The organism is Nocardia sp. CA-145437, from assembly GCF_050956485.1.
In the GTDB taxonomy this organism is placed as follows: Bacteria; Actinomycetota; Actinomycetes; order Mycobacteriales; family Mycobacteriaceae; genus Nocardia.
The window spans coordinates 3,385,528-3,411,429 of the sequence record NZ_CP191204.1; the positions used below are offsets into that span (position 1 = coordinate 3,385,528).

Below are 25,902 nucleotides of genomic sequence, written 5' to 3' on the forward strand. Positions count from 1 at the left end.
TCGGCGGTGAACACAGCGTCGGTCGGGGGAATACCTGCGCACGACGGTCGTTCTGCCGGGCATATACCTATTTCCGCCGCGCACGTGCGGGGGAGATAAGCTGATTGGTGCCCGCTGCTGGCGATTTGCGAGTTACCGATGGTCCAAGCCGATCCATTCGAAGTGCAGCGTGATGCCGGTTCCGACGTCGTCACGGAGCTGAACGCTGCCGGATTCGAAGGCGCGCACGAGATCGGGCGCGGTGGACTCGGAATCGTCTACCGCTGCACGCAGGTCGCGGCCGAACGGGATGTGGCGGTGAAAGTTCTCACCGGTGACCTGGACGAGGATCGGGAACGGTTCTTCCGCGAACAGCGTGCGCTGGGACGCCTCACCGGGCATCCGAACATTGTCAGCATGCTCGAGGTCGGCGAGACCGGCAGTGGCCGTCCCTACCTGGTCATGCCGTATTTTCCCCGGGGCTCGCTGGGCGAATGGCTCCACGTCGACGGCCCGCTGTCGCTGCCGGATACCCTCCACATCGGGGTGCGGATCGCGGGGGCGCTCGAATCCGCGCATCGCGCCGGAGTCGTCCACCGCGATATCCGGCCCGCGAACATCCTGCTCACCGACTACGACGAGCCCGTGCTGACCGACTTCGGCATCGCGGACGTCGCTGGCTCGCAGGCCGTCACGGCGCCCGAAGTGCTCGACGGCCAGGCCCCCAGCCGTGGCTCGGACGTCTACGGGCTGGGAGCCAGCCTGCTCTGCGCGCTCACCCGCCGCGTCAGCGTCGAGCAACCCGATGATGAGCGGGCGACCCAGCTCATGCGGATCGCCACCCCCGCGAATCCCGAACTCTGTGAGATCGGGATCCCACGCGATGTCCGCGCGGTGATCGAAGCGGCCATGTCCCGCGACCCGCAGGACCGTCCGACCGCGGCTTCCTTGGGCGACCAGCTGCGCCGAATACAGCTCGAACGCGGCTTCCCGGTCGACGACATGGCGGTGCGCGACGAACCGGGCGCCGAATCCGAATCACTCCCAGGATCGGAAATGATCGCATCGCACGGAGTTCCGCGTCTGCACAGTGACGCCTTGCACGACGGGACCGGCAATCTGCCGCTCGAACTGACCAGCTTCGTCGATCGCCGGACCCAGCTGTCCGAGGTCGTGAACCTCCTGGCCGGGTCGCGGCTGGTGACCCTGACCGGGATCGGCGGGGTCGGAAAGTCCAGGCTCGCACTGCGAGTCGCGCACAAGACCCGGCAGCGGTTCCCGAACGGCGCATGGCTCGTCGAACTGGGGGAGCTGCGCGACGACGCCTTGCTGCCCGATGCGGTGGCCGCGGTCCTCGGAATCCGTAGCCAGGGCGTCATATCCGTACTCGACACCCTGGTGGAAGCGCTGGCCCCGCACGATCTGCTGCTGGTCCTCGACAATTGCGAGCACGTGATCGACGCGGCCGCCAAGCTGTCGGAGGCACTGCTGCGGGTCTGCCCGAACGTGCGAATCCTGGCCACCAGCCGCGAGGCTCTCGGCATCGGTGGCGAAGCCGCGTATCCGCTTCCGCCGCTGACCGTTCCCGAGTCGGGCAAGGAACGCGCGTCGGCGCAGTCGCACGCGGTGGCGCTGTTCGTCGAGCGCGCCGCCGCGGCTGTGCCGGGCTTCGAGATGACCGACGCGAATCAGCCCGCGATCGCCGAGATCTGCGCCCGCCTCGACGGCTTGCCGCTGGCGATCGAACTGGCCGCCGCGCGCCTGCGCACCATGTCGGTCGAGCAGATCCGCACCCGACTCAGCGACCGGTACGCCCTGCTGTCCCGCGGTGGCCGGGGCACCCCGAAACGGCAGCAGACCCTGCGATACTCCATCAACTGGAGCTACGACCTGTGCACCCCCGACGAGAAGCGGTTGTGGGCCTGCCTGTCGGTGTTCACCGGCGGCTTCGAACTCGACGCGGCCGAGCACGTGTGCGCGGGTCACCTGCCCGAATACCAGGTCCTCGACACCCTGTCCGCGCTGGTCGACAAGTCCATCCTGGTCCGGCAGGAAACCGACGGGGCGGTGCGCTTCCGGATGCTCGAGACCGTGCAGGAATTCGGCCGGGAGCAGGCCGAGGAATCCGGCCTGTACCCGGATCTGCATCAGCGCCACCGGGATTGGTGTCAGCGACTGGTCCATGATGCGAACGCCGAGATGATCGGCCCGCGTCAACTCGACTGGGTCGCCCGGCTCGACCGCGAACTGCCGAATCTTCGAAAAGCCTTCGAGTACAGCCTGTCCGAGACCGGTGAGGGCGGCCTGGTGATGGTCACCGATCTGTACCTGTTCTGGGGTCTGCGAGGGCGGCTCCACGAGGGTTGCCGCTGGTACGAGCGTGCGCTCGGTCATCCCGGCGGCCGCACCACCGATCGCGCCCGGGCACTGTTCGCCGCGGGCACGCTCGTGGGTTTGACCGGCGACCTGGCCACCGCGAACAAGCGCTTCGACGCGCTCCGTGTACTCGCCGAGCAGACCCCGGACCCCCTGGTCGAGGCATTGGTCGAGCATGTCGACGCCAATGCCGCGCTGGCCCGCGGCAATGTCGGTGAGTCCGACGCGACGGCCCTGCTGACCGACGCGATCCGCAAGTACGAGGCGTGCGGTGAACTCGGCATGCAACTCGACGCGCAACTGTCCCTGGGCTGGGCCTACGCCCTGGGCGGTGACGCCCCCCGAGCCGTCGCCTGCCACGAGAAGACGCTCGCCACGACCGCGACCTCCGGCGAATCCATCTACCGCTCGTGGGCCTTGTTCGCGGCGGGCTTCGCCGTCTGGCGAAACGGCGACGTCGACCGCGCCAAGCGCCTGCTCGAGGAAGGCGTCCGGCTCTCCGCCCTGATCACCGAGCCGCTGGTGGCCGCGGGCTGCCTGGAGACCCTGGCTTGGATCGCCGCGGACCGGAACGAACCGCGCCGCGCGGCCGTCCTCATGGGCGCGGCCGACAAACTGGGCCGCCTCGCCGGAACCGCGACCCTCATGGTCCGCGACCTGCTCACCTACCGCTCCGACTGCATGCGCGGCAGCCGCGAGGCGCTCGGCCCGCGCGCCTTCGACCGGGCCCGCCAGGAAGGCTCCGCCATGAGCCTCGACTCCGCCGTACGGCTCGCGCTCGACGAACCGTCCCCGGCCGGCGAGACCGCCCCGCAGGTGCTGACCAAACGGGAACGCCAGGTCGCCGAGCTCGTCGCGGAAGGCCTGACGAACCGGGCGATCGCCTCCCGCCTGGTGATCTCCCAGCGCACCGCGCAGGGCCACGTCGAGCACATCCTGGTGAAATTGGGCTTCACCTCCCGCGCACAGATTGCCGCCTGGGTGGCGGAACACGCCTGATCTCGTGGATGTCCGGAAATCCGGATACCGTGGTCTGGGTAAGACGCCTCGGAGTTTCACCCCGGAGTGACCGCCATGACCGAGCCGAACGCGAACGCAACCGCGGTATTCGATCCGCTGGCCGATCGTGCCGCGAGTACTCTGCTGCGGCTCGTCGACGCGGTCGAGGAGTTCACGGCCGCATGGGAATCCGGTGGCCTGCCCCCCGATCTGGCGAAATTCGCGCTGACCGGTGACACCGCCCGCCGGGCCTCGCTGATCGCACTGATCAAGGTGGATCTGAAATACCGATGGCTGCGCTACGAGCACCCGAAGCGGCTCGCCGAATATCGCGCCCGGTTTCCGGAACTGGCGTCCGGACCGATGCCGCGGCAATTGCTCTACGAGGAGTTCCATATTCTGCGCCGCGCCGGCGTCCGGATCGACGTCGCCGAGTACGCGCGGGACTATCCCGCGTACGCCGACCGGATCGACGCGATCCTGCGGCCGGACGACCCTTACGAGAGCACCCTCGTCGATCGGACCGGCCCGCCGGTCGCGAGTGAGGAACTCGAACCCGGCGACCGCATCGACGACTTCGATCTCCTCCTGGAACTGGGCCGCGGCGCGTTCGCGAGAGTCTTTCTGGCACGGCAACTCTCGATGCAGCGACTCGTCGCGGTGAAGGTCTCCACCGACCACGGCACCGAACCGCAGATGCTGGCCCAGCTGGACCACGAATACATCGTGCGCGTCTACGACCAGCGGGTGCTGGCGGACCGCGCGCTGAAACTCATGTACATGCAGTACCTGCCCGGCGGCACGCTGTCCGCGGTCCTGCACCGCGTTCGCGAGACCCCGCCGGAACAACGCGGCGGACAACTGCTGCTCGACGCCGCCGACGCGGCGCTGGAACAAAAGGGCGAGTTGCGAACCTCGGGCGCCCGGGTGCGCGACGAGATCGCCGCGCTGTCGTGGCCGGAGACGGTGGCCTGGCTCGGTCGCAGGCTCGCCGAGGCCCTGGACTACGCCGAGGGGCGCGGTGTCCTGCACCGCGACATCAAACCGGCGAACGTGCTGCTCACCGCCGACGGCGTCCCGAAACTGGCCGACTTCAACATCAGCGCGAGCGACCACGTCGCCGGCAGCAGCCCGGTCGCGTACTTCGGTGGATCCCTGGCCTACATGTCGCCGGAGCATCTCGCGGCCAGCCACCCGGCTCTGCCCGGCACCGTCGAGAACCTGGACACGCGCAGCGACATCTATTCGCTCGGCGTCGTGCTGTGGGAGCTGCTGACCGGGCGGCGGCCGTTTCCCGAGCTCGAGGCGAAGGATTCGCAGGCCGCGGTCGAGCAACTGCTCGAGGTGCGTCGCCGTCCGATCGCACCGGAATTCCTCGACGACCTCCCCGTGGACACTCCGCCCTCGCTGCGCCGCGTGCTGCTGACCTGCCTGGCGCCGAAACGGGAGGACCGCTGGGCCAATGGCGCGGAGCTGGCTCAGCAATTCGAACTGTGCCTCGACCCCCGGGCCCGGGAGCTGGTGGACGCGCCACAGCGCCGCTGGCTGCCGACCGCACCACTGTGGGCGATCCCGATCCTCGCGCTGGCGATCGCCATACCGAACCTGATCGCGGTCGGATACAACTATTACTACAGCAGGACTCTGATCGTCGGTAAGCTCACGCCGCAGGCTCGGCACACCTTCGAATACGTTGCGCTGGTGCTGTATCCGCTCGCCATCGTGGTCGCCGCGGTCCTGATTCTCTTCGCCGCGCGCCGCCTCGTCCTGGTGCTCGTCGGCCTGCGTATCGGCTGGGACTTCACCGATGAGACGCTCACCCGCGCACGCATCGATGCGCTCCGGCTCGGTCCCCGGGTGGTGTGGATCGCCTTCGTGTTCTGGGTGCTCGGCGGGATCGTGTTCCCGGTCCTGCTGAACCTGATCGCCGGGGGCGTGCCGTCCTCCACCTACGTGCACTTCCTGCTGTCGGTCGTGGTGTGCGGCGCGATGGCCGTGGCGTATCCGTACTTCGGGCTCACCTGGTACGTGGTGCGCTGCCTGTACCCGGTGTTCCTGGAACACGGACGGTCCGACGCCGCCGATATCGACCACCTGCACCGGCTCGCCGGGCGCACCGGTTTCTATCTGACCGTGGCGGCCGCGGTGCCGCTGGTCGGCGTCACCGGGGTCACGTTCCTGCCCGGGGTGGATATCGAGTCCATCATCTGGGCGGTGCGGATCCTGTGCGTCGGCGGCATCATCGGTTTCGTGCTCGCGTATCTGCTGTACGGCGTCATCGAGAAGGACCTCGAGGCGCTCGAACGGGTGGCGACGACATCCAGTGTCGTCCTGACGGCCCCGCACATACCGAAACCCTTGCGTTCCAGCTCTGATCGGCGGTGATCGAACGACTCCGGGTCTCGCTATTCCTCAGAATCCAGTCCCGCGCGGGCACATGCGGTGGGAAGATGCGGACGTGGAGCAAACCGCCTCCGTGACAGTCGAGGTGCGCTCGTCCTCGACGCTGAAGCCGCGTGATGCCTTCGAGCAGTGGGAAGCATTGATGGCGGATGCCATCGTGCCTTCAGCGATATCGCCGCTACACGACGGGTGCTGGAACGGCAAGATCACCAGCACCCAGTTCGATCGAGTGTCGGTGGCGCTCATGCGGGCCAGCGCACAGCAGGTGAACCGGACGCAACGGATGGTCTCGCGGTCGCAAGGGGAGTTCCTGCTCGCCAATATCGTGCTGGAAGGGACGAATTGGACAGAGCAGCAGGGGCGGACCGCGGAATCGGTGGCCGGGTCCATCGCCTTCTACGACAGCGCGCAGCCGCTGCTCAGCCGCACCACCGACAATGCGATGTCGACGCTGCTGCGCGCGCCGTTGCAGCCGGTGCTCGACTACGCCGGGCTGGCGCGCGACGAATTGCCTTTCGCCGTGCCGATTCCCGCCGACGGCGCCATGGGCGTGGTCACCCGCTTCTTCCGCGACATGGCCGAACTGACCAATGAGGAAGCCGAGCGCGCGAACCTCGCCTTCGACGGGCAAACCACCGGCATGCTGGCCTCGGCGCTGTTGCTCGCGGTCGGGAAAGCCTCACCGGCGCCCGCGGATTCGCTCTACACCCGCCAGCAGATGATGGCCTACCTACGAAAACGGTTCACCGATCCCGACCTCACCGTCGACGAGATCGCCAAGGCCTGCCTGGTATCCCGGCGCACCCTGTTCCGCATGTGCGAAGGGCTGGGCGGCCCGGGCGCGCTGATTCGGCGCATGCGCATCGAGCACGCCCGGCGGCAGCTGCGGTCGGAGCCGACCCGTTCCCTCAACTCCATCGCAGCCGCCTCGGGTTTCGCCTCCGACCGGCACTTCTACCGCGCGTTCCAGCTCGAAACCGGTATGACGCCTGGCGAATTCCGCTCCCAGTACGCCATCGACGCCTCCGGCGCCCGGCGCGAGAGCCGTCCGGCCGCGGACTAGGACAGCAGCTGCCCGTGTGCCAGCGCCTCGATCGGCGGGCTGGTGTAACGCGGTGCGCGGTAGTGGAAGTCGAAGTTCGCGCGCACGTATCGGCGATAATCCTCCAGCGTGTGCAGGGTGTCGGCGCGGGCCTGCCCCGTGATGCCGAGCACGTCGAGTTCCTCGGCCAGGGCTTCCTCCATCCGGCCGATCCGCAGAATGCAATCGGTCAGCATCTCGTTGACCACGCGCAGGGCGTGAGTCCTGGTGCAGCCGAGGTGATATTCGGCCAGCAGCACCGCGTTGTAGGCGTAACCGACCGCCTCGTCCGCGGGCAGGGAATGCACGTCGTTGATCAACCCCATGTGCTCGGTGACCGCCGCGCGCAGGGTCTTCATGGCCGGCAGCTGCCGAACCGCGTCGGGTAGATCGATCCCGTAGGTGATCTCGCTCAGATCCAGCAGCATGTAGATGGCGACCGAGATCTGGCGGTGGGTGCGGTATTCGTCGAGTTTCGGCAGGTCACGGGTGATGGTGCGGATGCTCTCGGTGTAGTAGCTCCACCACCACTCGACGATCTCGGCGCGCACCGCGTGTCGCCACTGTGGTGAGCGGCCGCGGCACAGTCTGCGCCACAGGTCCTGGAAGCCGGTCGCCAGCACGCCGGACGGTGTGCCGTCGAGGTGAAAGCCTGTCTCCAGACGTTGAATGGTGGCCAAACATCGTCGCGGGTCGGGCATTTCGATATCGAACTGGTCGTCCACGATAAACGCCCACGCCGTGAATTCGGCGAGCAGTGCGAGCGATTCGACGTCGGCGTCGGGGCACCACATCGAATACATCTCGACGGGGCGGGAACCCGCCACTCTGCGTCGGGACAACTCCTCGGGAACGAGATCCAGGTTGACCAGCCATTCCCACATCTTGGATTCGGCGGCTCTGGCTCTGGGATTGGTTCCTTCCGGCCGATACGGCATGTAGAAGTCGGGAAGGATGATTCGCTCGGAAACCATGGGGCACAGCTCCTTCGGCGAGCGCGAATCCGCGTGGCCTCATCCGCCGACCCTGGAGTGCGAGCCGGTTCCCCGCCATCCGATCACGCCCGATTCGTCCAGTATCGCCCACTTTCCCCTGGGGCACGCGCTGATTGGGGGGAATGGAAGAATCAGCACACCGGACGGTTCGCGCGTGGGAGAGGCGGCGATGGAGGAGTTCGATACCGAGGGGGCGGGGGAGGGGCTTCCCAACGCGCCCACGTTCGGGTCGGTATTGCGACGGCTGCGCGATGCGCGCGGCGTGTCGCGGGAGCGGCTGGCCTTCAATTCGGGGGTCAGCGCCAGCTATGTGAATCACCTGGAGAAGGGCGAACGCGAGCGGCCCACCCGGGAAGTGGTGACGGCGTTGATGCGCTATCTCGATCGCCTGGCGGCACTGGCCCCGGAGGAATTCCGGCAACTATCGGATCTGGCCGGACTCGGTCCGGTGGAGCAGCCCTCGACCGATGACCTGCGCGCCGATCTCGGGCGCGGTATTCCGCAGGCGCTGGCCTTGTACGAGCCGCACCTGGCCGCCTATGTCGATACCCGACTGAACATCCTGATGTGGAACGACAGCTTCGCCGCGGGCTTCCCGGGACTGACCGAGGACGGCAATCTGCTGCGCTGGATGCTCGATGATCCGCGCGCGCGGCACGCGCTGGCCGAATGGGAGCAGGAGCTACGGATCTCCATCCAGTGGCTGCACGGCTACATCGCCCAGCACGGCGACACCAGCTGGTTCGACGACCTGTTGCAGGAACTGGCCCGGTTCCCGCTCTTCCTGGAGATCTGGTCGGACACCACCGCCCGCTACGAGCGCGCCCGTCCGGTCATCCGGTTGCGCGACGGCGACGGTGCGACGGTTCGGATCGTCGGGCAGCTGTTCAATGTCAACAGCACGGCCTACCCCGGGCGCATGCAGATCTTCATCGGGCTGCGGAGCCCGGGCGAGGGTCAGGCGTAGGGGTCGGTGATGTCGCGCAGCCGCGTGAGGGCTTCGCGCAGCGCGCGCATGCGGCGTTCGCCCAGGTGTGCGGCCCATTCGGCGTCGACCGCGTCGGCGATGGTGTTGGAGTACTCGGCCAGCGCGCGGCCACGGGCGGTGAGCCGGACCAGGCGGGCGCGGCCGTCGCGTGGATCCGGCGTGCGCTCGACGTACCCGGCGCGTTCGAGCTGATCGACCAGGAACCCGGCGGTCTGCTTGGTCACCTGCGCCTGCTGGGCCAGCTCGGTGATGCGCGACCCCTCGGCCGCGATCCGGGCCGCCAGTCTGCCCTGCGCCACGCTGATATCCGCGTACCCGGCCTCGGCGAGCGCGGTGAAGATGCGGTCCTCCATGGCCCGGTACGCGATGAACATGAGCAGCCCGGCATTCAGCTCGCCGCCGGACATCCCCGCTCCTTGACTTGGTAAGAGACGCTGACCATACTAGTCAGTGTATCTGACTAATCGGAGGCATGGGGAACGCCATGGACCGTGAGAACAGTTGGCGGCACATCGAACAGCAGCGCCGGGCCATCGCCGCCCTGCTCGAGGATCTGACGCCCTCCGAATGGGAGACGCCGTCGCTGTGCGCGGGCTGGCGCGTGCGCGAGGTCGCCGCGCATATCGCCGCGACGCCGAATCCGCCCTCTCCTGGCGTGCTGCTGCGCACGGCGCTCCGCGTCCGCGGCGACTACAACCGGATGATCGACGACCTGACCACCCGGCACGCGCAACGGCCGACCTCGGAACTGGTGCGCGAGCTCCGCGATCATGCCGCCTCGCGTCGGCTGCCGAAACTCACGAACTATCGAAACATCCTGTTCGACACCATCGTTCACGGACAGGACATCGCGATCCCGCTGGGCCGGGTCCTCGACGTCGATGCCGGGGCGGCCGCCGCCGGAGCCGGCACCGCCGCCGCGTGCGGGTGGCCGGTCTGGGATCGCCACCGCCTGGACGGAATCCGGCTCGTCGCCACCGACGTCGACTGGACCCACGGCGCCGGCAGTGAGATAGCGGGACCGATCCTCGCCCTGCTGCTCCTGGTCACCGGCCGCACCGCGGCGCTGGATCAGGTTGCGGGAGAGGGTATTCCGCGCCTGGCGCGCCAGCTGGCCTGATTGCCCGATCCGTCGTGCCGGCCCGTGGCGGAGGGGATCGCGGGCCGGCACGACGCTGTCGTCACCGGAACGGCGGCGTCATCACCGGTGTACCGGTACCGTCACCGGCCGAGGATCCGCCGAATCCAGCCGCCCTCGGCGGCCCGCTCGTGCCCCGCGCACCATTGCCCGGCCGGAACCCGGGCGCGTACCTCGGCGATGTGCGCCCCGCATCCGGTCCAGGTGGTCTTGCCGCAGGTCCGGCACCGCATCGCTCGACACATTCGAGAGTCCTCCGAGTTCTCAGGCGGGTGCTTCGCCGGAGGCGATGGCGTCGGCGAATTCGCAGAACGCGTCGTAGGCCCGCGCGCCGTGGATCGTGGCCGGACCACCGTGCATCAGGAACGTCACGCCGATCGCCTCGGCGGCCTCCTGCTTGGTCGCCCCGGCCCGCGCGGCCGCCTGTCCGTGCGAGGCGATGCACCCGTCGCAGCCCTCGACGACGCCGATGGCCAGCGCGATCAGCTCCTTGGTCTTGCGATCGAGCGCACCCGGTGCGAATGCCGCCTTGCTGAGCTCGCCGAAACCCTTGTACACCTCGGGAATCGCACGCCGCAGCTCCCGGTGTAACGGCGACAGCTCGTTGAGCACGGCCTTTCCGTGCGGCGACGCCTGCGTGGTCTCGTGCGGTGCGGACATGCCTACTCCTTCGGCTGCTTCACAGATACCCCTCCGGGTATGTCAATCACCGTAGCATACCCCAGGGGGTATTCTGGGGTGTGGTCCCGGCCGGGCCCGACACCACGAACCGGGCCGCGAACCCGATACCATCCACCCGAACCCATCCGGTCGGCCCGAGGAGCAACCATGTGTCAACCGACCCCCTGCCAGACCTGCGGCAAGATCACCTGGGCAGGGTGTGGCGACCACATCGACCAGGTCAAGGCGGCTGTTCCGGCCGAGCAGTGGTGCGACGGCGAGCACGTCGCCAACTAGCCGGACGAGGGACTCTCACGAATCCGGTCGCCACGCGGCCGGCGCACAGGAAGGGTAGGAGCCATGCGGATCTACATCACCAGTGTTTTCGTGGACGACCAGCAGAAGGCGCTCGACTTCTACAGCGGGGTGCTCGGCTTCGAGAAGAAGCACGACATTCCGCTGGGCGCGGCCCGATGGCTGACCGTGGTGTCGCCGGAGGACCCGCAGGGGGCGGAATTGTTGCTCGAGCCCGACGGGCATCCGGCGGTGAAGCCGTACAAGGACGCTCTCGTCGGTGACGGAATTCCTGCGGCCTCCTTCCAGGTGGCGGATGTGCGGGCCGAATTCGAGCGATTGAGCGGGCTCGGGGTGAAGTTCACCCAGCAGCCGGTGGAGGCGGGCCCGGTGACCACCGCGGTGTTCGACGACACCTGCGGCAATCTGATCCAGATCGTCACTCCGGCCTAGTTCCGGACCTCGGCCGGACCGAACAGGACGGCCTCCATGAGGCGAATCACCCACTGGCGCGGATAGATTCGCTCGTCGTCGCCGAAGACGCGGGCGTAGTCCACCACCAGGCCGAGGGCGGCGTGCACCAGGACGGCCGCCTCGGCGGGGCTGAGGCCGGGGCGGACGCGGGTCAGCAGGGCCGCCCATTCGGTGACCACCATGCGCTGCACCACTCGCAGGGTCGCGCGCTCGTCGTCGGGGACGTGGCCGAATTCGGCGAAGTACACGAAGATCAGTTCGCGTTCGTCGAAGGCTCCGGCCACGTACATGTCGATGAGCTTGGCCAAAGCCTCCGCGGGGCCCGAGGATTCGGCCAGGGTGGGGGCGATGACGGCCGACATACGGTCGGCGGCGCGGCGGAAGGCGGCCTCGAGCAGATCGCTCTTGCCGCGGTAGTAGCGGTACACCGCGGAGGTGGAGGGCAGGCCCGCGGCGATCGCGATGTCCTCGACGCTGACATTCGGATAGCCGCGCTCGTAGAACAGCCGCACCGCCCGCTGCAGCAGCAGTTCGTGTGTGAGCGAGAGCGGCGTCTCCACCGCGCGCGGGGCGGGCGGCGGCTGGGCGGGCTCGGGCAGGTCGGCGGCGATGATCGCCCAGCAGGCCGTATTCAGCAGGACGGCAAGGGTTTTGGAGGCGAGTACGACCCGGTGGTCGCCGAGGCAGCTCACCGTGCTGAAGACCCCGATGGCCCGCACCCGTAGTTCGCGGGCGGACAGGCCGGGCCGGACCGCGTCGATGAGGGCGCTGAGGTCGGTGAGGGCGGTGCTGAAATGCTGGTCCACAGTGCGCTTGTCGGGGTCGTCGAGGTAGCGGTGCTCCCACCGGGCCAGCCCGACCGTCGTCCGGTTCACGATGGTCTCCGCGATGATCCCGTCGATCCCGTACCCGAGCCGCCGCCGCGCGGGCCAGCCCGCCGCCACCTCGGGCAGGCTCACCGCCGCCACCGTCACCTCGCCCAGTCGCAGCAGCTCACCCGCGAACAGCGCGTACTTGCTCGGATAGTGCCGGTACAGCGCGGTGGAGGTGATGCCGAGCCGGGCGGCGATGTCGTCCATGCTCACCCGGTGGTAGCCCTGCGCCGCGAATTCCGCGGCCGATACCGCCGCGATCTGGGCGCGCCGGTTCTTCGGCCGCCGCCGAACCGCCCGCGCGCCCGGCTCGGGGGCGGGCGTCCTCGCCCGGTTCACGACTGCGGCTGTTGCGCCAGCGGCGAATTCACCTTGTTCACCAGCCACCGGTCGCCGGACCGTTGCAGCCGCATCACCATCGACAGCTGGCCGGGGGCGGGCTTGCCCTGGGTGCCGAGGCTGGTGATGGTCTGGCCGATCACCACGATGGCTTCGGCGGAGTCGCGTTCGGTATTGCGGACCGCGCACTGCACGTCGGTGGCCTTGGACACGACCTGACCCTGGGTGAGCACGTCGCGCAGATCCTTGCTGGTGGCGTCGAATTGCTTGCGCCACTCGCCGGTCGCGCCGTCGAGGACGCCGGTGAAGTAGGCGTCGAGGTTCTTGGCGTCGTAGGTGGCCAGTATCGGCGCGTACGCGCAGGCCGCGGCCCGGGCCTGTTCCTGGGCGGCGAGCAGGTCCTTCTGCTCGGCATCGTGCCGGTAGAGCACGATGCTGGACCCGATCGACGCCGCCAGTGCGAGCACCACCGCGGCGCAGGCGGCGATGCGGCCGCGTGGGCCCAGCGTGGGCAGCGACGTCGTGCGCAGGCGTGACTTCCACGTGCGCCCGGTCGATGTCGGGGCGGCGGTGTCCGCGACGGCCGCGGCGGTCTCGGGCTCCGCGATCTCGGCGGCCGCGGTGTCGGTCTTGTCGAGATCGACGGGCACGGCCGGGGTCGCCTCGGGGTCGGAGGTCTCGTCCGGGTGCTGCTCGATGGTGTTGTCGCTCATGGGAAGTCTCCTAACGGGGGACAGGCTGGGACATTTCGTTGCCGGTGGCCCCCGGCGGTGTGGTGGCGCCGTTGTCGGGCACATCGGGTCGCGGCGCGTTGGCCGACCCGCGGACCTGCAGGGCCGGATCGCTGGTGACGCAGTAGTTGTAGAGCCGCACCCGGTTGTCGGCCTGGATATCGGTCGGTACCACCGGGATGGTCTGGTAGTCGCAGCTGGGCCGGGGCCATGGATCGACCAGGGTGTTGTACGCGCCGTCGTGCGCGGGCACGCCGAGCGCCTGCGATCCGGCGCGCAGAGCCGGGAAGAGCGCGGCGATGGCGGGAGCGCGCAGCTTGGCCGCGCGGGTGACGGCCACGAAGTTGGTCACCAGATTCGTGATGGGGTCCTGGGTTTCGGAGATGAACCCGGTGAGGGTGGCCAGCTGACCGGGACCCTGCCGGAGCAGTGTGCGCAATTCCTGGTCGGCGGAGGCGAACTGGTCGAACAGCACGCTGCCCGCCTTGGTCAGGGTGCCCAGGTCGGGCTGCGCGTGCTGGGTGGTGCCGGCGATGACCTCGAGATTCTCGATCAGCTGCCGGGTCTGCGGCAGCAGGTCGGTGAGGCCCGCCATGGCCCGGCTCAGCCCGGAGATCATGTTGCGCAACCGATCCGGTCCGCCGGCGAGGGCTTTGTCCAGCTCGTCGACGATCACGGTGAGCCGATCCGGGTTCATGCCGCCGACCAGGTCGCCGAGATTGCTGAACACCGACTGGATCTGCACCGGCACGCTGGTGCGCGCCCGCTCCACGAGTGACCCGTCGTGCAGGTAAGGCCCGGTGTCGGAGTCGGGACGGAAGTCGAGATACTGTTCCCCGGCCGCCGAGAGCCGACCCACGGCCACGGTCCCGCCCAGCGGAATCCGGGCACTGTCGTCGATCTCGGCGACCGCGGCCACCCCGTCCCCGGCGACGTGCACGTCGCTGACCTTGCCGACCCGGCTGCCCCGGAACGTCACGTCATTGCCGGGCAGCAGCCCGCCCGAGGACACCAGTTCCACGGTCACGGTATAGGTGTGCGGAATCGGATTGAACCGCAGCACATAACCGCCGATATAGCCCGACCCGAGGATCAGCACCACGATCAGCCCGAGATTGGCGATGGCGATCCGGCGCTGGACCACCCAGCGCCACAGCGGCGGATTCATCGATCCCCTCCCTGCTCCGGCTGCACGGGCTGGGTCTCGGGCTGACCCGGCTGCACGCCGGGCGGTCGCGGCGGGCTGGTGAGCCGGCCGAACACCTTCTCCAGGACCTGCGTCAGGCTGCCGATGAACTGCCCGGCGTCACCGAGTTCCGGCCACCGGCTACCGTGCGGATCGGTCAGCGCGCCCACACTCAGGTACGACACCGTCGCCGCCACCGCGAGAGCGGGCCCGCGCAGGCTGGCCATCAGCGACGGATAGATGGCGTGCAGCCCATCCAGCGCCCCGGTCAGCTGATCGCTCTGCGCGAAGCCGGACATCAGGGCCTGAATGCTGTTGAACAGTCCCACGAAGTCGCCGCCGGTGGTGGTGGCGAAGTCGCCGAGCGCGTCGGTGGTGGTCGCTACCTTGGTCAGCAGGTCCACGATCTGCTGATTGTTCTCCGTCAGCAGTCCGATCAGCGCCGGGAAGGTGTCCGCGGCCGCGCCGAGTTGCTCCTTGCGCCGGGCCAACTCACCCGAGAGCGAGTTCATCCCGCCGAGGACGGAGTCGATATCGCCGGTGCGGGCGTTGAGCGCGCCGATGGCGGCGGTCATCTCGGTGATCAGATGTGAGAGTTCAGGCGCGCGTCCGCCGAACATCGAGTTCATCTCGCCGGTGATCTTGGCGGCCTGATTGATGCCGCCGCCGTTGAGCAGCAGCGAGATCGACATCATGAGCTGCTCCACCGAGGCGCCCGCCGCGGTGTGGTCGGTGCCGATGGTGTCGCCGTCGCGCAGCGGGTCCCCGGCGTCGGCGGCCGACGGCAGCGTCATGGCCACGAACATGTCGCCGAGCGGGGTGGCCTGGCGCAGTTCGACCGTCGTGCCGCGCGGCAGCCGGATGTCCTCGCGGATCAGCATGCGCACGTCGGCCAGGAAGTTGGTGGTCGCGATCTTCGTGACCACCCCGATATCGGTGCCGCCGATCTTGACGTGCGCGTGGTCGGGCAGGTTCAGCGCGTCGGCGAAGGACGCGTGCACGGTGTAACCGGGTGCGCCCAGACCGGGTTTGGGCAGGGGGAGGCTGTCCACGGTGACCGCGCACCCGGTGGCGGTGAGCAGCGTGGCGGCGGTCAGGACTCCGCCGAGAGCCGTTGTGCGTAGTGTCATTTCAGATTCGTGATCCCCAGTAGTGCGGCGGTGATGCCGAAGTCGGGTCCGAAGTCGGCCACCTTGCCGGTGCGGCAGCCGTCCAGCCGCATCTGGATGCGCTCGCAGAAGGTGGACAGGATCTCGCCGTCGAGCACCGACTTGTCCAGCAGGCCATGCAGCCGCAGCGCCTGATGTTCGGTGCTGGTGGCATTGGCCAGGTTCTGGAACATGAGCGGACCGACGTCCACGATCTCGGTGAGGCCGCGGGCATTGGCGCGCATCTGATCGGTGATGGCCACGAAGCGGGTCAGCGCCCCAGCCAGCTGATCCTTGTTCTGCCCCACCAGGGTCGCGGTATTGGTGACGAAGTCGTCGAGCTGGCGGAGCACCGCGTCGATGCCGGGAGCCTGCTCGCCCATCAGGTTCACCAGGTCGGTGAGCCGGCCGCTGAAGTCGCGCACCGTCTGATCGTTGGCGGCGATGACCTGGGTGATGTCATTGAGTTTGACGATGGTGTTGGAGATCTGGTCCTTGTTGGCGAAGGTCACCTCGAACGCGCCCGACAGCTGGTCCAGGGTCTGGCGCAGTTTGTCGCCATTGCCGTTGAGCAGCGGGAACAGCACCCGGCTGGCCATCGGCCCGGTGGTGTTGTCACCTTTGAGCGCATCGCCGAGCTGGGAGAAGGTGGCCAGGATCCGATCCAGCTCGACCGGAACGCGGGTGCGCTGCAACGGAATATAGGCGCCGTCGGCGAGGGTCGGACCGTCACCGGTGTAGGCCGGAGCCAACTCCACGTGACGATTCGTGATCAACTGTGGATTCACCAGCGCCGCAATGGCATCCGCGGGAATCTTGACGTCCTTGTCCAACGACATGGTGACCTGGACGTAACTGCCCTTGGGCGTGACGGTTTCGACGGTCCCGATCGGAACCCCCAGCACCGCCACCTCATTGCCCGCGTACAGGCCCGCGACGCTCTCGAAATCCGCGGTGACCTTCATGCGCGCGCCCAGATACTCCTGGGGCAGCGAGCCGATCGAATCGGGCAACAGCCCGCACGCCGAGGTGAGCAGCAGCGCGCCGCACACCGCGGCCAGCCGGAATCGTCTGCGTGATCGCATCACTTGCACCCCTGCACGGCCTGCGCGAAGCACAGCCAGTTGTCCGGGAACAGCCACGGCGCGTACACGTTTCCGTACGGCCCGTCGCCGAGCACATTGTTGAATTGCCGCAAGGTCACCGGCATGATCTGGTACAGCCGGGCCAGGTTGTCCTTGTTCTTGTCCAGGCCCGCCGACATGGTGTTCAGGTCGGTGATGAGCGGCCCGAGCTGGTTGTTGTTCTCGAGTCCCATCTGCTGCAACAGCTTCGACAGCGAAGCCACATTGTCGAGCAGCTGTTTCAGCAGCGCCTGCCGCTTCTGCACCGCGCTGCCGATGGCCTCGCCGCGGGTCAGCAGCATGAGCACGCTGTTCTGGTTGTCCGAGGCCAGCTGCGAGACCGTGTCCATGCCCTTCAACAAGGTGTCCACCTCGTCGCGGCGATCGTTGATCACCTTGGCGAGCGCGCCCACGCTGTCGAGAGCCTGCACGGTCAGCTCGGGGGAGTTGCCCATCTGCTGGTCCACCAGGTCCAAGGCACTGCGCAGCTTCTGCGGATCCAGCTTCTCGACGCGTTCGAAGGCGTTCTTGTACTGCGGATCCTGCACCACCTTGCCCAGGTTGTAGGGCACCGAGGTGTGGTCGAGCTTGATCCGGTCGCCGAGCAGGGTCCGTCCGCTGCCGGGGGTGAGCTCCACGTGCAGGCGGCCCAGGATGGTGGACATCTTGATGGCGGCGCGGGCATCGTCACCGAGCGTGATCTCGCGCCGCACCTTCATGTCCACCAGCACCTTGCCGTTGTCCAGCTTCACGGTGCCGACCTGACCGACCTCGATGCCGGAGACATCCACTGTCGCGCCCGGCCGCAACCCGGCGGCCTGGGCGAACTCGGCGTGAATGGTCTTGTCGCCCACGTGCGCCTGCTCGATCAGGGTGGATCCGGCCAGCAGCGCCACCACGAATCCGGACGCGAACAGACCCAGCCGCAGCGGCCGGTTGGCCAGGAAGCCCGGGTAGCGAAGCCGCCTCATCGGCACACCTCCGAATGTGATTGGCCGCCGATCTGGTTGAACAGGCCCGGTGGCAGCAGCACGCCCCATAATGAGACGTCCAGGCTGCACAGGTACGCGTTGCCGTAGGCGCCGTAGCTGCTGAACCGCGCGACGCCATTGAGGACGTCGGGCAGTTCGACGGCCGCCTTGTCCAGCGACGCGCCATTGAGCAGCAGCAACGCGACACCGGCACTGGCGTCGGTCTGCGCGCGGGCCGCGCCGGGCTTCACCTGGGCCAGGATGCCCACCAGTGAATCCGTCGCGGTCGCAACGCGTTCCACGGACGATTTCAGCGTGCCGCCCTGCGCGTACAGCGCATCGGTGAGCGCTCGCGCCTGGGTGATCAGGGTTTCGAGCTCATTGCTGCGGTGGGCGAGGCCGGAGATGACGCTGCTGAGATTGCCGACCACCTGGCCCAGGATCTCGTCGCGCTGCCCGAAGGTTCCGGCCAGCTGCGCGGCCTGCGTCACCAGGGCGCTCAACGAGACGCCATTGCCCTGCAACGCCTGGATCAGGGTCTCCGACAGCGAGTTCACCTGATCGGGTTGCAGCACGCTGAACAGCGGCTCGAAGCCAGACAGCAGGGACGAGACATCGAAGGACGGCTCGGTCCGGTCGAGCGGAATCCGACCGCCGTCGGGCAGCGGTACGCCCGCCTCCTTGCCCGGCAGCAGCGCGATATAGCGCTGCCCGATCAGGTTCTGGTAGCGCACCAGGGCTTTCGTCGAGGTCGTCGGATGCTGCTCGGCCTCGATGCGGAAGTCGACCCGAGCGCGGTAGCCGTCGGTGAAATCGATCTTGTCGACCCGGCCGACGCGCACGCCCGCCATCCGGATGTCGTCGCCGACCCGCAGGCCCAGGACATCGGAGAACACGGCGGAGTAGGAGTTGGTGGAGCCGGGCACCGAACGTTGCAGGGTGGACCACATCGTGTAGGTGAGCAGGACCGCGACCGCCGCGAACAGGCCGAAGCCCGCCAAGGCTTTTCCGGACTTCACGACGCGCCTCCCGTCTCGGCCGGGACCAGGGCGCCGCCCGCGAGCAGAGGAGTCAGCAACAGCAGCTGAGCCGCGTCCGGCCGATGGCCGACGATCGCGGCGACCGCGTCGCTGCCGCGCAAGCCGGCGGGCTGAACGGCCTGGGGTGCGGGCTGGGTCGCGCCGGCCGGCGCCGTGAGCCCGGGAATCGCGGGCAGTCCCGGAATCGACGGAAGACCGGGAATGGCAGGCAGACCCGGAATCGCGGGTGTGGCCGCCGGTGTCGGCGCGGGACCGGCGGCATCGAGCCAGGTGGGCAGCTGCTGCTGCGGGAACTGTTGCGCCGGAGCGGTATCCGGCACTGTCGACCCGCCGCAGCGTGGTCCCGCGAGCTCCCCGTAGCGGGGGCAGTCCGCCGCCGTGTACTGCTGGAACGGCGTGAACGTCACGTCCATCCGCCACACCATCTGCTTCTTGGGCCCGAAGGTGAAGACGCCCTGCAACCGCTGCAGGGCGGTATTGAGATTGGCGATGGCGAACGGAATCGCCTGCGGGTCCTGGGCCAGACTGCCGAAGAGCTGGTTCAGGCCCGACACCAGGAACTTGCCGGAATCGGGATTGCGGGCGAAGAGCCCGTTCACCGTGTCCACCGCGCTGCCGCCATTGGTCAGCAGGCTGACCAGCGCCGCCCGCTGCTCGGTGAGGGTGCCCGCGGTGGTCACCGACTTGGCCAGGGTCCCCACCAGATCCGGGGCGGACTCGCTCAACGCGGTCGCCGCCCGGCCCAGATTGCCGAGCAGATCGCCGACGCCTTCGATCCCGCGCATCTCGGTGACCCAGCGGTCGAGCCGCTCCACCGTGGACCCGGGCACCCGGGCCGACGGATCCAGCGCCGCCGCCAGCGTCGACAGCACCCGGCCCAGCTTCTCGGGCTGAATATTGTTCAGCACGGCGCGCAGCACATTGAGGGTGCTCTGCAACTGGACCGTCGCGGTGCTGGTGTCCTCCGGAATGGTCGCGCCCGCGCGCAGCGTGTCCGTGGTGGGCGTGGTGTCGACCAGTTCGACCGCGGTCACCCCGAAGATATTGTTCGGGATCACCCGTGCCGCCACATTCGCCGGAATCGTGTTCGCCACCACCGGTTTCAGTGCGATGGCGGCTTCCTGCCGCTCGCCCTTGGCCACCACGGTGACGTCCTCGACGCGGCCGACGATCATGCCGCGGAACTTGACGTCGGCGTGGGCGGGCAGCCCGTCGCCGGTGCTGGTGAGCGCCGCGGTGACCGGGACCTTGTCCTCGAAGCGGCCGTTGTAGCGCAGGGCCAGCAGATACAGCAGCAGCGCCACCGTGGTGAGCAGCGCGAGTCCGGCCAGCGTGAGGTGGCGGGCCGTGGGGCCCCGCCCGCTGGGATCGAGAATCATCGATACACCTATCCCGAGATGCGGAAGCCGGGGTCGATGCCCCAGATCGCAAGGGTCAGAAAGAGATTGACGAAGACCATGACGACGATGACCATCTTGATGGCGCGCCCGGCCGCCACCCCGACGCCCTCGGGCCCGCCGGTGGCGACGAAGCCGTAGTAGCACTGGATGAACGTCGAGATCATCACGAACACCATGACCTTGAGCAGCGACCAGAACACGTCCGGTCCCAGCAGGAACTGGAAGAAGTAGTGGTCGTAGGTGCCGGCGGTGGTGCCGCCCAGGATCAGCACCGACAGCTTGGTCGCCAGGTACGCCACCGCCAGGCCCACGCTGTAGAGCGGGACGATGGTCAGCGTGGAGGCGATCATGCGGGTGCTGATCAGGTACGGAAGCGGGCGGATGGCAATGGATTCCAGCGCGTCGATCTCCTCGGAGATGCGCATGGCGCCCAACTGCGCGGTGAACCGGCACCCGGCCTGGATCGCGAACGCCAGGGTCGCGATGATCGGGGCCAGCTCCCGGGTGGTCGCGAAACCGGAGATCGCGCCGGTGAGCGGGCTCATGGTGAGCAGGTTCAACGCCGTGAACGACTCCATGCCGACGGTGATGCCGCCGAACCCGCACAACGCCACCACCACGCCGATGGTGCCGCCGCCCACCACCAGGGACCCGTTGCCCCAGCCGACATCGGCGGTCAGGCGCAGCACCTCCTGGCGATAGTGCTTGAGCACGAACGGAATCGCGATCAGGGCCTGGAAGAAGGTGATGACCTGATGCCCCAGGCGCTGATTGGCCTGCACCGGCGCCGACACCACGTTCGCGGCCAGGCGAACCGGTTTGAGCGCCGGGGGAGTGTAGGGACTGCCCATCTCACACCACCTTCGTCGGCAGCAGCGTGTTGTAGAGCTGGGTGAGCGCGATATTGGTGGCGAACAGCATGAGCGCCGAGCTCACCACCGCCGAGTTCACCGCATTGGCCACCCCGCCCGGGCCGCCGTGCGCGTGCAGGCCGATATCGCAGGCGATCACCGCGGTCAGCAGCCCGAAGATGGCGGCCTTGAGCACCGCGATCACCAGGTCGTTGGCCACCGCGAAGGACGCGAACGAGCCGATGAACGAGCCCGGCGTCCCCGACTGGGCGTAGACGTTGAACATGTAGGCCGTCGCGAAGCCCACGAACACGATGAAGCCGCACAGCAGCATGCTCACCAGCACCGCCGCCGCCAGCCGCGGCGCGACCAGCCGCCGCACCGGGTCGACGCCCATCACCATCATGGCGTCGATCTCCTCGCGGATCGTGCGCGAGCCCAGGTCGGCGGTGATGGCCGAGCCGACCGCGCCCGCGATCATGAGCGAGGTGACCAGCGGCGCGCCCTGGCGGATGATGCCGAGTCCGGCCACCGCGCCGATGAAGGTGGTCGCGCCGACCTGATTCACCAACGCGCCCACCTGGATCGACACCACCACCGCGATGGGGATGGCCACCAGCACCGTCGGCGCGGCCGACACGCTCGTCATGAACGCGCACTGTTTGATGAACTCGCGGTACGGGAACCGCCGCGACAGGATCGACACCACCAGCTGACGCAGCGCGTCCCGGCCCAGATCGACCTGCCGCCCCAGGGTTTCCAGGGACCGCTGCGGATGATCGCGCCACAACCGGCGGGCGCTCCGGCCGATCCGCTCCAGTTCGGAGGGTTCCGGTGCGCCGGAAGGTTTTTCGAGTGTCGTCATCAGGCCATGTCCTCGAGGTAGCTCTGCAACAGCATCAGCAGATACCCGGCCACCGAGAGACCGGCGGCCACGGTGCACAGCACGGCCACCCACAGGCCCACGCGCAGAACGGGATTCACTCGCATACGCCCACCGAGAATCTTGATCCCGATTACCAGGATGTCGATGAGCCAGACCAGAACCATCATCTACGTCATGCACACATTCGAGAAGGTGAGCACCGGCCAGCACACGATCGATCCGAGGAACGAGATGATCACGTCGAGGCCGTGCAACTGCTTCAGATGTGCGGTGTGGGTGAGCGTCCACACCACCCCCACCAGCCCGTAGGGAATGGCCAGAATGATCAGCGTCCCGAGGAATTCGGACACCTTCATCTCGTAGCCCAGTATGCGATCCAACCGTTTCAGCATCTTGCGAACGTCCTCTCACGTCCCCGCCCCGCGCCTCTGTGCACGAGCTGCCGCAGCGACGTATGTTACTCATGATTCTCGCGAATGGAAGAGAATCGAGAGATCTTCTTCGGGGATGGGATTGGGAAGATGCAACGTCTCACGCAGCGGTAATGCGGTAACACGGGCGGCCTTAAGTTACTTTCTATTCCCCTCTTGAATCCGAGACCGCGCTGCGGAATCCTCGGTAACATAGCCCGCGCCCGATCGAAGGAGATCCATGACCATCGCGGCACCGCAGCCGGCCGGCGACGCCACCCTCACCCTCGAGCAGACCCGCATCCACATCCCCGGCGTGCACCGCGCCGACACCAAACGCCCGCCGAAACTCGAGGACGCGCTGGACTTCTGGCAGTTCTCCGGCGCGGCCGCCAATGTCGCCATGCAGATGGCGCGACCCGGCGTCGGGCACGGCGTGGCCGACAGCAAGGTGCACTCCGGGGCGCTCATGGTGCATCCGTGGAAACGGTTGCGCACCACCGCGTCCTATCTCGCGGTCGCCATCCTCGGCACGCCCGAGGAGAAGGTCGCCTTCCGGGAGGCGGTCAATGTCGCCCACCGCCAGGTGAAGTCCGAACCCGGGGCCGCGGTCCGCTACAACGCCTTCGACCGCGACCTGCAACTGTGGGTCGCGGCCTGCCTTTACATCGGCTTCGAGGACTCGTATCAGCTGCTCAACGGGAAGATGAATCCCGAACAGGCCGAGGCGTTCTACTCCACCTCCGCGCCCCTGGGCACCACCCTCCAGGTCACCGACGAGATGTGGCCCGCCACCCGCGCCGAATTCGACGAGTACTGGGTGCGCGCGTGCGAGCAGGTGGCGGCCGACGAGAAGATCCGCGCCTTCATCGACGACCTGCTGCACCTGCGCATGATCCACTGGTATCTGCGGGTGATCTTCGGCGGTCTGCTGCGCTTCCTCACCGTCGGCTACCTGCCCCCGTACTTCCGTGAGCAGCTCGGCGTGAACTGGTCGGCCGCCGACCAGCGTCGCTTCGAGCACCTGTTCGTGTTCGTGGGCTTCGTGAACCGTTTCATTCCCCGATTCATTCGCAACGCGGGCACCCGGAGCATGATGGCGAACGTGCGCCGTCGGCTGCGGGTGCACAAGGCGTTGATCTGATCGCCCGGTCGCTCAGGCGGTGACCGGCCGGGACAGGTCGTACACGGTGCTGCCGCCGACGGTGAGCGCGGTGAAGTGGGACTTCACCCAGTCCGAGATCTGGGAGCCGCTCGAATCGGCGTTGCCGCCCATGACCATTCCGCCGTCGATGAAGTAGCGAACCTGACCGGCGGACACATAGGTCTGGAACCGCGCCAGGGTGGGGGAGTCGTCACTACCGGTGAAGCCGCCGATCGCCATGACCGACTTGCCGGAATTCAGGGCAAGGCTCGCAGCCGAACCCGCCCCGATGGTCGCGGCCGCCCAGCGAGCGTCGGTGTGCTCGAGCAGGGCCACCAGCTCGGTATTGTTCGCCGACGCGAACATCGGGCCGCGCCCGTCGCCTGGCGCGCCGTCGCCTGTGCCGCCTTGCTGGACCGGAATCACGTCGGTCGGCCCGGTCGTGATCTCGCCGCTCGGGGCGGCCCGATCCCCTTCGGGCGCTGCGCCGCTCGTGCCGCCCGGTGGCGTGAAGCGCTCGCCGTCCCCGCCTGGAGCGCCGCCAGGGCCGAAACTCTGGCTGGCGGCGGGTCCGGACAGCGGATTGCCGCCACTGTGCGGATGAGCTGCGGTCGAGACCGCCCAAGCGCTCGCGCCGCCGAGGCCGAACAGCGCGCCCGCCAGAGCCAGGACGGCGGCGTAGCGGCGAGACTCGCGGGTACCAGCGACCACGGCCAGCGCCACCAGAATCGAACCGGCCAGCACTGTCCAGCGCAGCCACGGCAGCCAGTCCGGTGTGCGGTTCAGCAGCACGAACGACCACGCGCCGGTGCCCGCCGCCATGACCGCCAAGGTCAGGCGCGCGGCGGGATGGGCCGCGCGCGACCACAATTCGCGCACCGACACGGCGACCAGCGCGCCGATCGCCGGGGCGAGGGCCACGGTGTAGTACGGGTGCACGATGCCGCCCATGAACGAGAAGGTCGCTCCGGTGATCAGCAGCCAGCCACCCCACAGGACGAAGGCCGCCCGGGTGCGGTCGGTGCGCGGCGCCCGGCGGGTGAGCCAGAGCCCGGCGGCCGGCCCGATCAGTGCGGCCGGGAGCAGCCAGGAGATCTCGCCGCCCATTGCCGAGTTGAAAAGCCGTGTGATGCCCGAAGATCCGCTGAACCCGGCGAATCCGGACATGCCTTCGGGCAGGTCGCCGCCGGGGCCATGGGAACCCATATTGCCGCTGCCGCCGAAGATGCGGCCCAGGCCGTTGTAGCCGACCGCCAGCTGCCAGAGGCTGTTGTCGGTGGAGCCGCCGATGAACGGCCGGGAATCCGCGGGCCACCAATCCACGAGGGCGATATACCACCCCGCCGATGCCATGACGGCGACGCAGGCCAGGATCAGTGCCCGGATTCGCTGCCGCAGTGGACCGTTCGCGGCGATCAGGAAGGCCAGGCCCAGCCCGGGCAGGATCAGGAACGCCTGCATCATCTTGGTGAGGAAGCCGAACCCCACCGCCGCGCCCGCGAGCATCAGCCAGCCCGTCGGCGCGGACCACACCCGGTCGCCCGTGGCCTGAATGGCGCGCACCGTGCAGTAGGCGGCCGCGACGAGCAGCAGCACCAGCAGCGCGTCCGGATTGTCGAAGCGGAAGACCAGCACCGCCACGGGTGTCAGACCCGCGATCGCACCGGCCAGCAGCCCGGCGCCCGGCCCGCTCGAGCGACGCACGGTGGCCGCGAGCAGCCCGACCGACGCGACACCCATGAGGGCCTGCGGCAGCAGCACGGACCACTGGCTGAAGCCGAGCAGCTTCCCGGACAATCCCATCACCCACAGCGCCGCGGGCGGCTTGTCCACCGTGATGGCGTTCCCGGCGTCGAACGACCCGAACAGCAACGCCTTCCAACTCCGCGACCCCGCCTGGGCGGCCGCCGAGTAGTACTCATTGGCCCAACCCGAGTTCGTCAGATCCCACACATAGAGCACCGCGGTCACCGCGAGCAGTCCGAGCAGACCCGGCCGCGCCCAGCGGGGTTGTCCAACCGGCCCGAAAACCAGCCGGGCGAACCGTGTTTCACCCCGCCCGCCTTCGCCCCCATCCGGTCGGTCCGCCGCGGCCACCTCCGGCCGCCACACTGTCGATGTCATATCCCGTCCCTTCGCTCACCGCGACACCGTGATCGCGGCGCGGTCGTCGCAGCCGATCCTGTTCGCCGCGGCTCGGGGCGAATGGCGTGCGAATCTGGGAGTCCGCTGGGAGCGCGGTGTGGACTCGCGACAGCGGCTTGCGAGGCCGAGCGATGGTGGTGCGCAGCTCTGGCACCGACGAGGTGCGTGGGCCGGGGGGCGCTCCACACGGATCCCCGCGTCGGGTGGCGACCGGTGCCAGAGGTCTGGCTGGTGGGCCGCGGCGTGGTGTCGCCGGTCGACCACCACT

General features: G+C 68.3%; 25 protein-coding genes. 8 read left to right on the plus strand and 17 right to left on the minus strand.

Annotated features, from left to right (window positions below):
* The first annotated feature begins 162 nt into the window (after positions 1-162).
* From ACQPYY_RS15750 to ACQPYY_RS15760, 3 genes are all read left to right on the plus strand, one after another.
* The gene (locus ACQPYY_RS15750) at positions 163-3,354 is read left to right on the plus strand and encodes a protein kinase domain-containing protein (protein ID WP_433594292.1); all 3,192 of its coding nucleotides are present in this window, start codon (positions 163-165) and stop codon (positions 3,352-3,354) included.
* Positions 3,355-3,429: 75 nt separating this feature from the next.
* The gene (locus tag ACQPYY_RS15755) at positions 3,430-5,739 is read left to right on the plus strand and encodes a serine/threonine-protein kinase (RefSeq protein WP_433594293.1); all 2,310 of its coding nucleotides are present in this window, start codon (positions 3,430-3,432) and stop codon (positions 5,737-5,739) included.
* A gap of 73 nt (positions 5,740-5,812) precedes the next feature.
* Positions 5,813-6,820 carry a helix-turn-helix transcriptional regulator gene (locus tag ACQPYY_RS15760; protein ID WP_379098470.1) on the plus strand — a complete coding sequence of 336 codons (1,008 nt, stop codon included), beginning with the start codon at positions 5,813-5,815 and terminating at the stop codon, positions 6,818-6,820.
* On the opposite strand, the gene ACQPYY_RS15765 is transcribed toward ACQPYY_RS15760, so the two are convergent.
* Positions 6,817-7,812, minus strand: coding sequence for a terpene synthase family protein (locus tag ACQPYY_RS15765; protein ID WP_433594294.1), 996 nt, complete (start codon positions 7,810-7,812; stop codon positions 6,817-6,819). The genes ACQPYY_RS15760 and ACQPYY_RS15765 overlap by 4 nt on opposite strands.
* Positions 7,813-8,002: 190 nt before the next feature.
* Between ACQPYY_RS15765 and ACQPYY_RS15770 the strand changes: the two genes are divergently transcribed.
* Positions 8,003-8,800 (plus strand): helix-turn-helix domain-containing protein, encoded by a 798-nt coding sequence (locus ACQPYY_RS15770; protein ID WP_433594295.1) that lies wholly within the window; start codon positions 8,003-8,005, stop codon positions 8,798-8,800.
* On the opposite strand, the gene ACQPYY_RS15775 is transcribed toward ACQPYY_RS15770, so the two are convergent.
* A complete protein-coding gene (locus ACQPYY_RS15775) occupies positions 8,791-9,228 on the minus strand; it encodes a MarR family winged helix-turn-helix transcriptional regulator (protein ID WP_379098479.1) in 438 nt (145 codons plus the stop codon). The two genes, ACQPYY_RS15770 and ACQPYY_RS15775, sit on opposite strands and share 10 nt — an antisense overlap.
* Positions 9,229-9,293: 65 nt before the next feature.
* On the opposite strand from ACQPYY_RS15775, the gene ACQPYY_RS15780 reads away from it, so the two are divergent.
* On the plus strand, positions 9,294-9,941 hold the full coding sequence (locus tag ACQPYY_RS15780; RefSeq protein WP_433594296.1) for a maleylpyruvate isomerase family mycothiol-dependent enzyme: 648 nt from the start codon (positions 9,294-9,296) through the stop codon (positions 9,939-9,941).
* 101 nt (positions 9,942-10,042) lie between these two features.
* Here ACQPYY_RS15780 and ACQPYY_RS15785 read toward each other — a convergent pair whose 3' ends face one another.
* Positions 10,043-10,192 carry a hypothetical protein gene (locus ACQPYY_RS15785; RefSeq protein WP_433594297.1) on the minus strand — a complete coding sequence of 50 codons (150 nt, stop codon included), beginning with the start codon at positions 10,190-10,192 and terminating at the stop codon, positions 10,043-10,045.
* 31 nt (positions 10,193-10,223) lie between these two features.
* On the minus strand, positions 10,224-10,619 hold the full coding sequence (locus ACQPYY_RS15790) for a carboxymuconolactone decarboxylase family protein (protein WP_433594298.1): 396 nt from the start codon (positions 10,617-10,619) through the stop codon (positions 10,224-10,226).
* 168 nt (positions 10,620-10,787) lie between these two features.
* Here ACQPYY_RS15790 and ACQPYY_RS15795 point away from each other — a divergent pair, with 168 nt between their 5' ends.
* Positions 10,788-10,916, plus strand: coding sequence for a hypothetical protein (locus tag ACQPYY_RS15795; protein WP_357287872.1), 129 nt, complete (start codon positions 10,788-10,790; stop codon positions 10,914-10,916).
* Positions 10,917-10,979: 63 nt separating this feature from the next.
* Positions 10,980-11,366: a VOC family protein gene (locus ACQPYY_RS15800; RefSeq protein ID WP_433594299.1), complete on the plus strand. Its 387-nt coding sequence runs from the start codon at positions 10,980-10,982 to the stop codon at positions 11,364-11,366.
* On the opposite strand, the gene ACQPYY_RS15805 is transcribed toward ACQPYY_RS15800, so the two are convergent.
* From ACQPYY_RS15805 to ACQPYY_RS15860, 12 genes are read right to left on the minus strand one after another with little or no spacing between them, the layout of a single operon-like run.
* Positions 11,363-12,598 carry a TetR/AcrR family transcriptional regulator gene (locus ACQPYY_RS15805; protein ID WP_433594300.1) on the minus strand — a complete coding sequence of 412 codons (1,236 nt, stop codon included), beginning with the start codon at positions 12,596-12,598 and terminating at the stop codon, positions 11,363-11,365. The two genes, ACQPYY_RS15800 and ACQPYY_RS15805, sit on opposite strands and share 4 nt — an antisense overlap.
* Positions 12,595-13,311, minus strand: a complete 717-nt coding sequence (locus tag ACQPYY_RS15810; protein ID WP_433594301.1) for a hypothetical protein — start codon at positions 13,309-13,311, stop codon at positions 12,595-12,597. Before ACQPYY_RS15810 ends, ACQPYY_RS15805 begins: the two co-directional genes overlap by 4 nt.
* 10 nt (positions 13,312-13,321) lie before the next feature.
* Positions 13,322-14,497 (minus strand): MCE family protein, encoded by a 1,176-nt coding sequence (locus ACQPYY_RS15815; RefSeq protein ID WP_433594302.1) that lies wholly within the window; start codon positions 14,495-14,497, stop codon positions 13,322-13,324.
* Entirely contained in the window at positions 14,494-15,645 is a 1,152-nt protein-coding gene (locus ACQPYY_RS15820; RefSeq protein ID WP_433594303.1) for an MCE family protein, read from the minus strand. Before ACQPYY_RS15820 ends, ACQPYY_RS15815 begins: the two co-directional genes overlap by 4 nt.
* Entirely contained in the window at positions 15,642-16,748 is a 1,107-nt protein-coding gene (locus ACQPYY_RS15825) for an MCE family protein (RefSeq protein WP_433594304.1), read from the minus strand. Before ACQPYY_RS15825 ends, ACQPYY_RS15820 begins: the two co-directional genes overlap by 4 nt.
* Positions 16,748-17,758: an MlaD family protein gene (locus ACQPYY_RS15830; RefSeq protein WP_379098508.1), complete on the minus strand. Its 1,011-nt coding sequence runs from the start codon at positions 17,756-17,758 to the stop codon at positions 16,748-16,750. Before ACQPYY_RS15830 ends, ACQPYY_RS15825 begins: the two co-directional genes overlap by 1 nt.
* Positions 17,755-18,777 (minus strand): MlaD family protein, encoded by a 1,023-nt coding sequence (locus ACQPYY_RS15835; protein WP_433594305.1) that lies wholly within the window; start codon positions 18,775-18,777, stop codon positions 17,755-17,757. The genes ACQPYY_RS15830 and ACQPYY_RS15835 overlap by 4 nt, the downstream gene beginning before the upstream one ends.
* Positions 18,774-20,177, minus strand: a complete 1,404-nt coding sequence (locus tag ACQPYY_RS15840; RefSeq protein ID WP_433594306.1) for an MlaD family protein — start codon at positions 20,175-20,177, stop codon at positions 18,774-18,776. Before ACQPYY_RS15840 ends, ACQPYY_RS15835 begins: the two co-directional genes overlap by 4 nt.
* Positions 20,178-20,185: 8 nt before the next feature.
* On the minus strand, positions 20,186-21,049 hold the full coding sequence (locus ACQPYY_RS15845) for an ABC transporter permease (RefSeq protein ID WP_379098517.1): 864 nt from the start codon (positions 21,047-21,049) through the stop codon (positions 20,186-20,188).
* A 1-nt stretch (position 21,050) separates the two neighbouring features.
* Positions 21,051-21,914 (minus strand): MlaE family ABC transporter permease, encoded by an 864-nt coding sequence (locus tag ACQPYY_RS15850; RefSeq protein WP_379098520.1) that lies wholly within the window; start codon positions 21,912-21,914, stop codon positions 21,051-21,053.
* Positions 21,914-22,102 carry a hypothetical protein gene (locus ACQPYY_RS15855; RefSeq protein ID WP_433594307.1) on the minus strand — a complete coding sequence of 63 codons (189 nt, stop codon included), beginning with the start codon at positions 22,100-22,102 and terminating at the stop codon, positions 21,914-21,916. The genes ACQPYY_RS15850 and ACQPYY_RS15855 overlap by 1 nt, the downstream gene beginning before the upstream one ends.
* On the minus strand, positions 22,103-22,327 hold the full coding sequence (locus ACQPYY_RS15860; protein WP_357082672.1) for a hypothetical protein: 225 nt from the start codon (positions 22,325-22,327) through the stop codon (positions 22,103-22,105).
* A gap of 259 nt (positions 22,328-22,586) precedes the next feature.
* Between ACQPYY_RS15860 and ACQPYY_RS15865 the strand changes: the two genes are divergently transcribed.
* Positions 22,587-23,489 (plus strand): oxygenase MpaB family protein, encoded by a 903-nt coding sequence (locus ACQPYY_RS15865; protein ID WP_433594308.1) that lies wholly within the window; start codon positions 22,587-22,589, stop codon positions 23,487-23,489.
* Between the two features lie 12 nt (positions 23,490-23,501).
* Here the strand turns inward: ACQPYY_RS15865 and ACQPYY_RS15870 are convergent, their stop codons facing one another.
* A complete protein-coding gene (locus ACQPYY_RS15870; protein WP_433594309.1) occupies positions 23,502-25,613 on the minus strand; it encodes an ArnT family glycosyltransferase in 2,112 nt (703 codons plus the stop codon).
* Positions 25,614-25,902 lie beyond the last annotated feature (289 nt).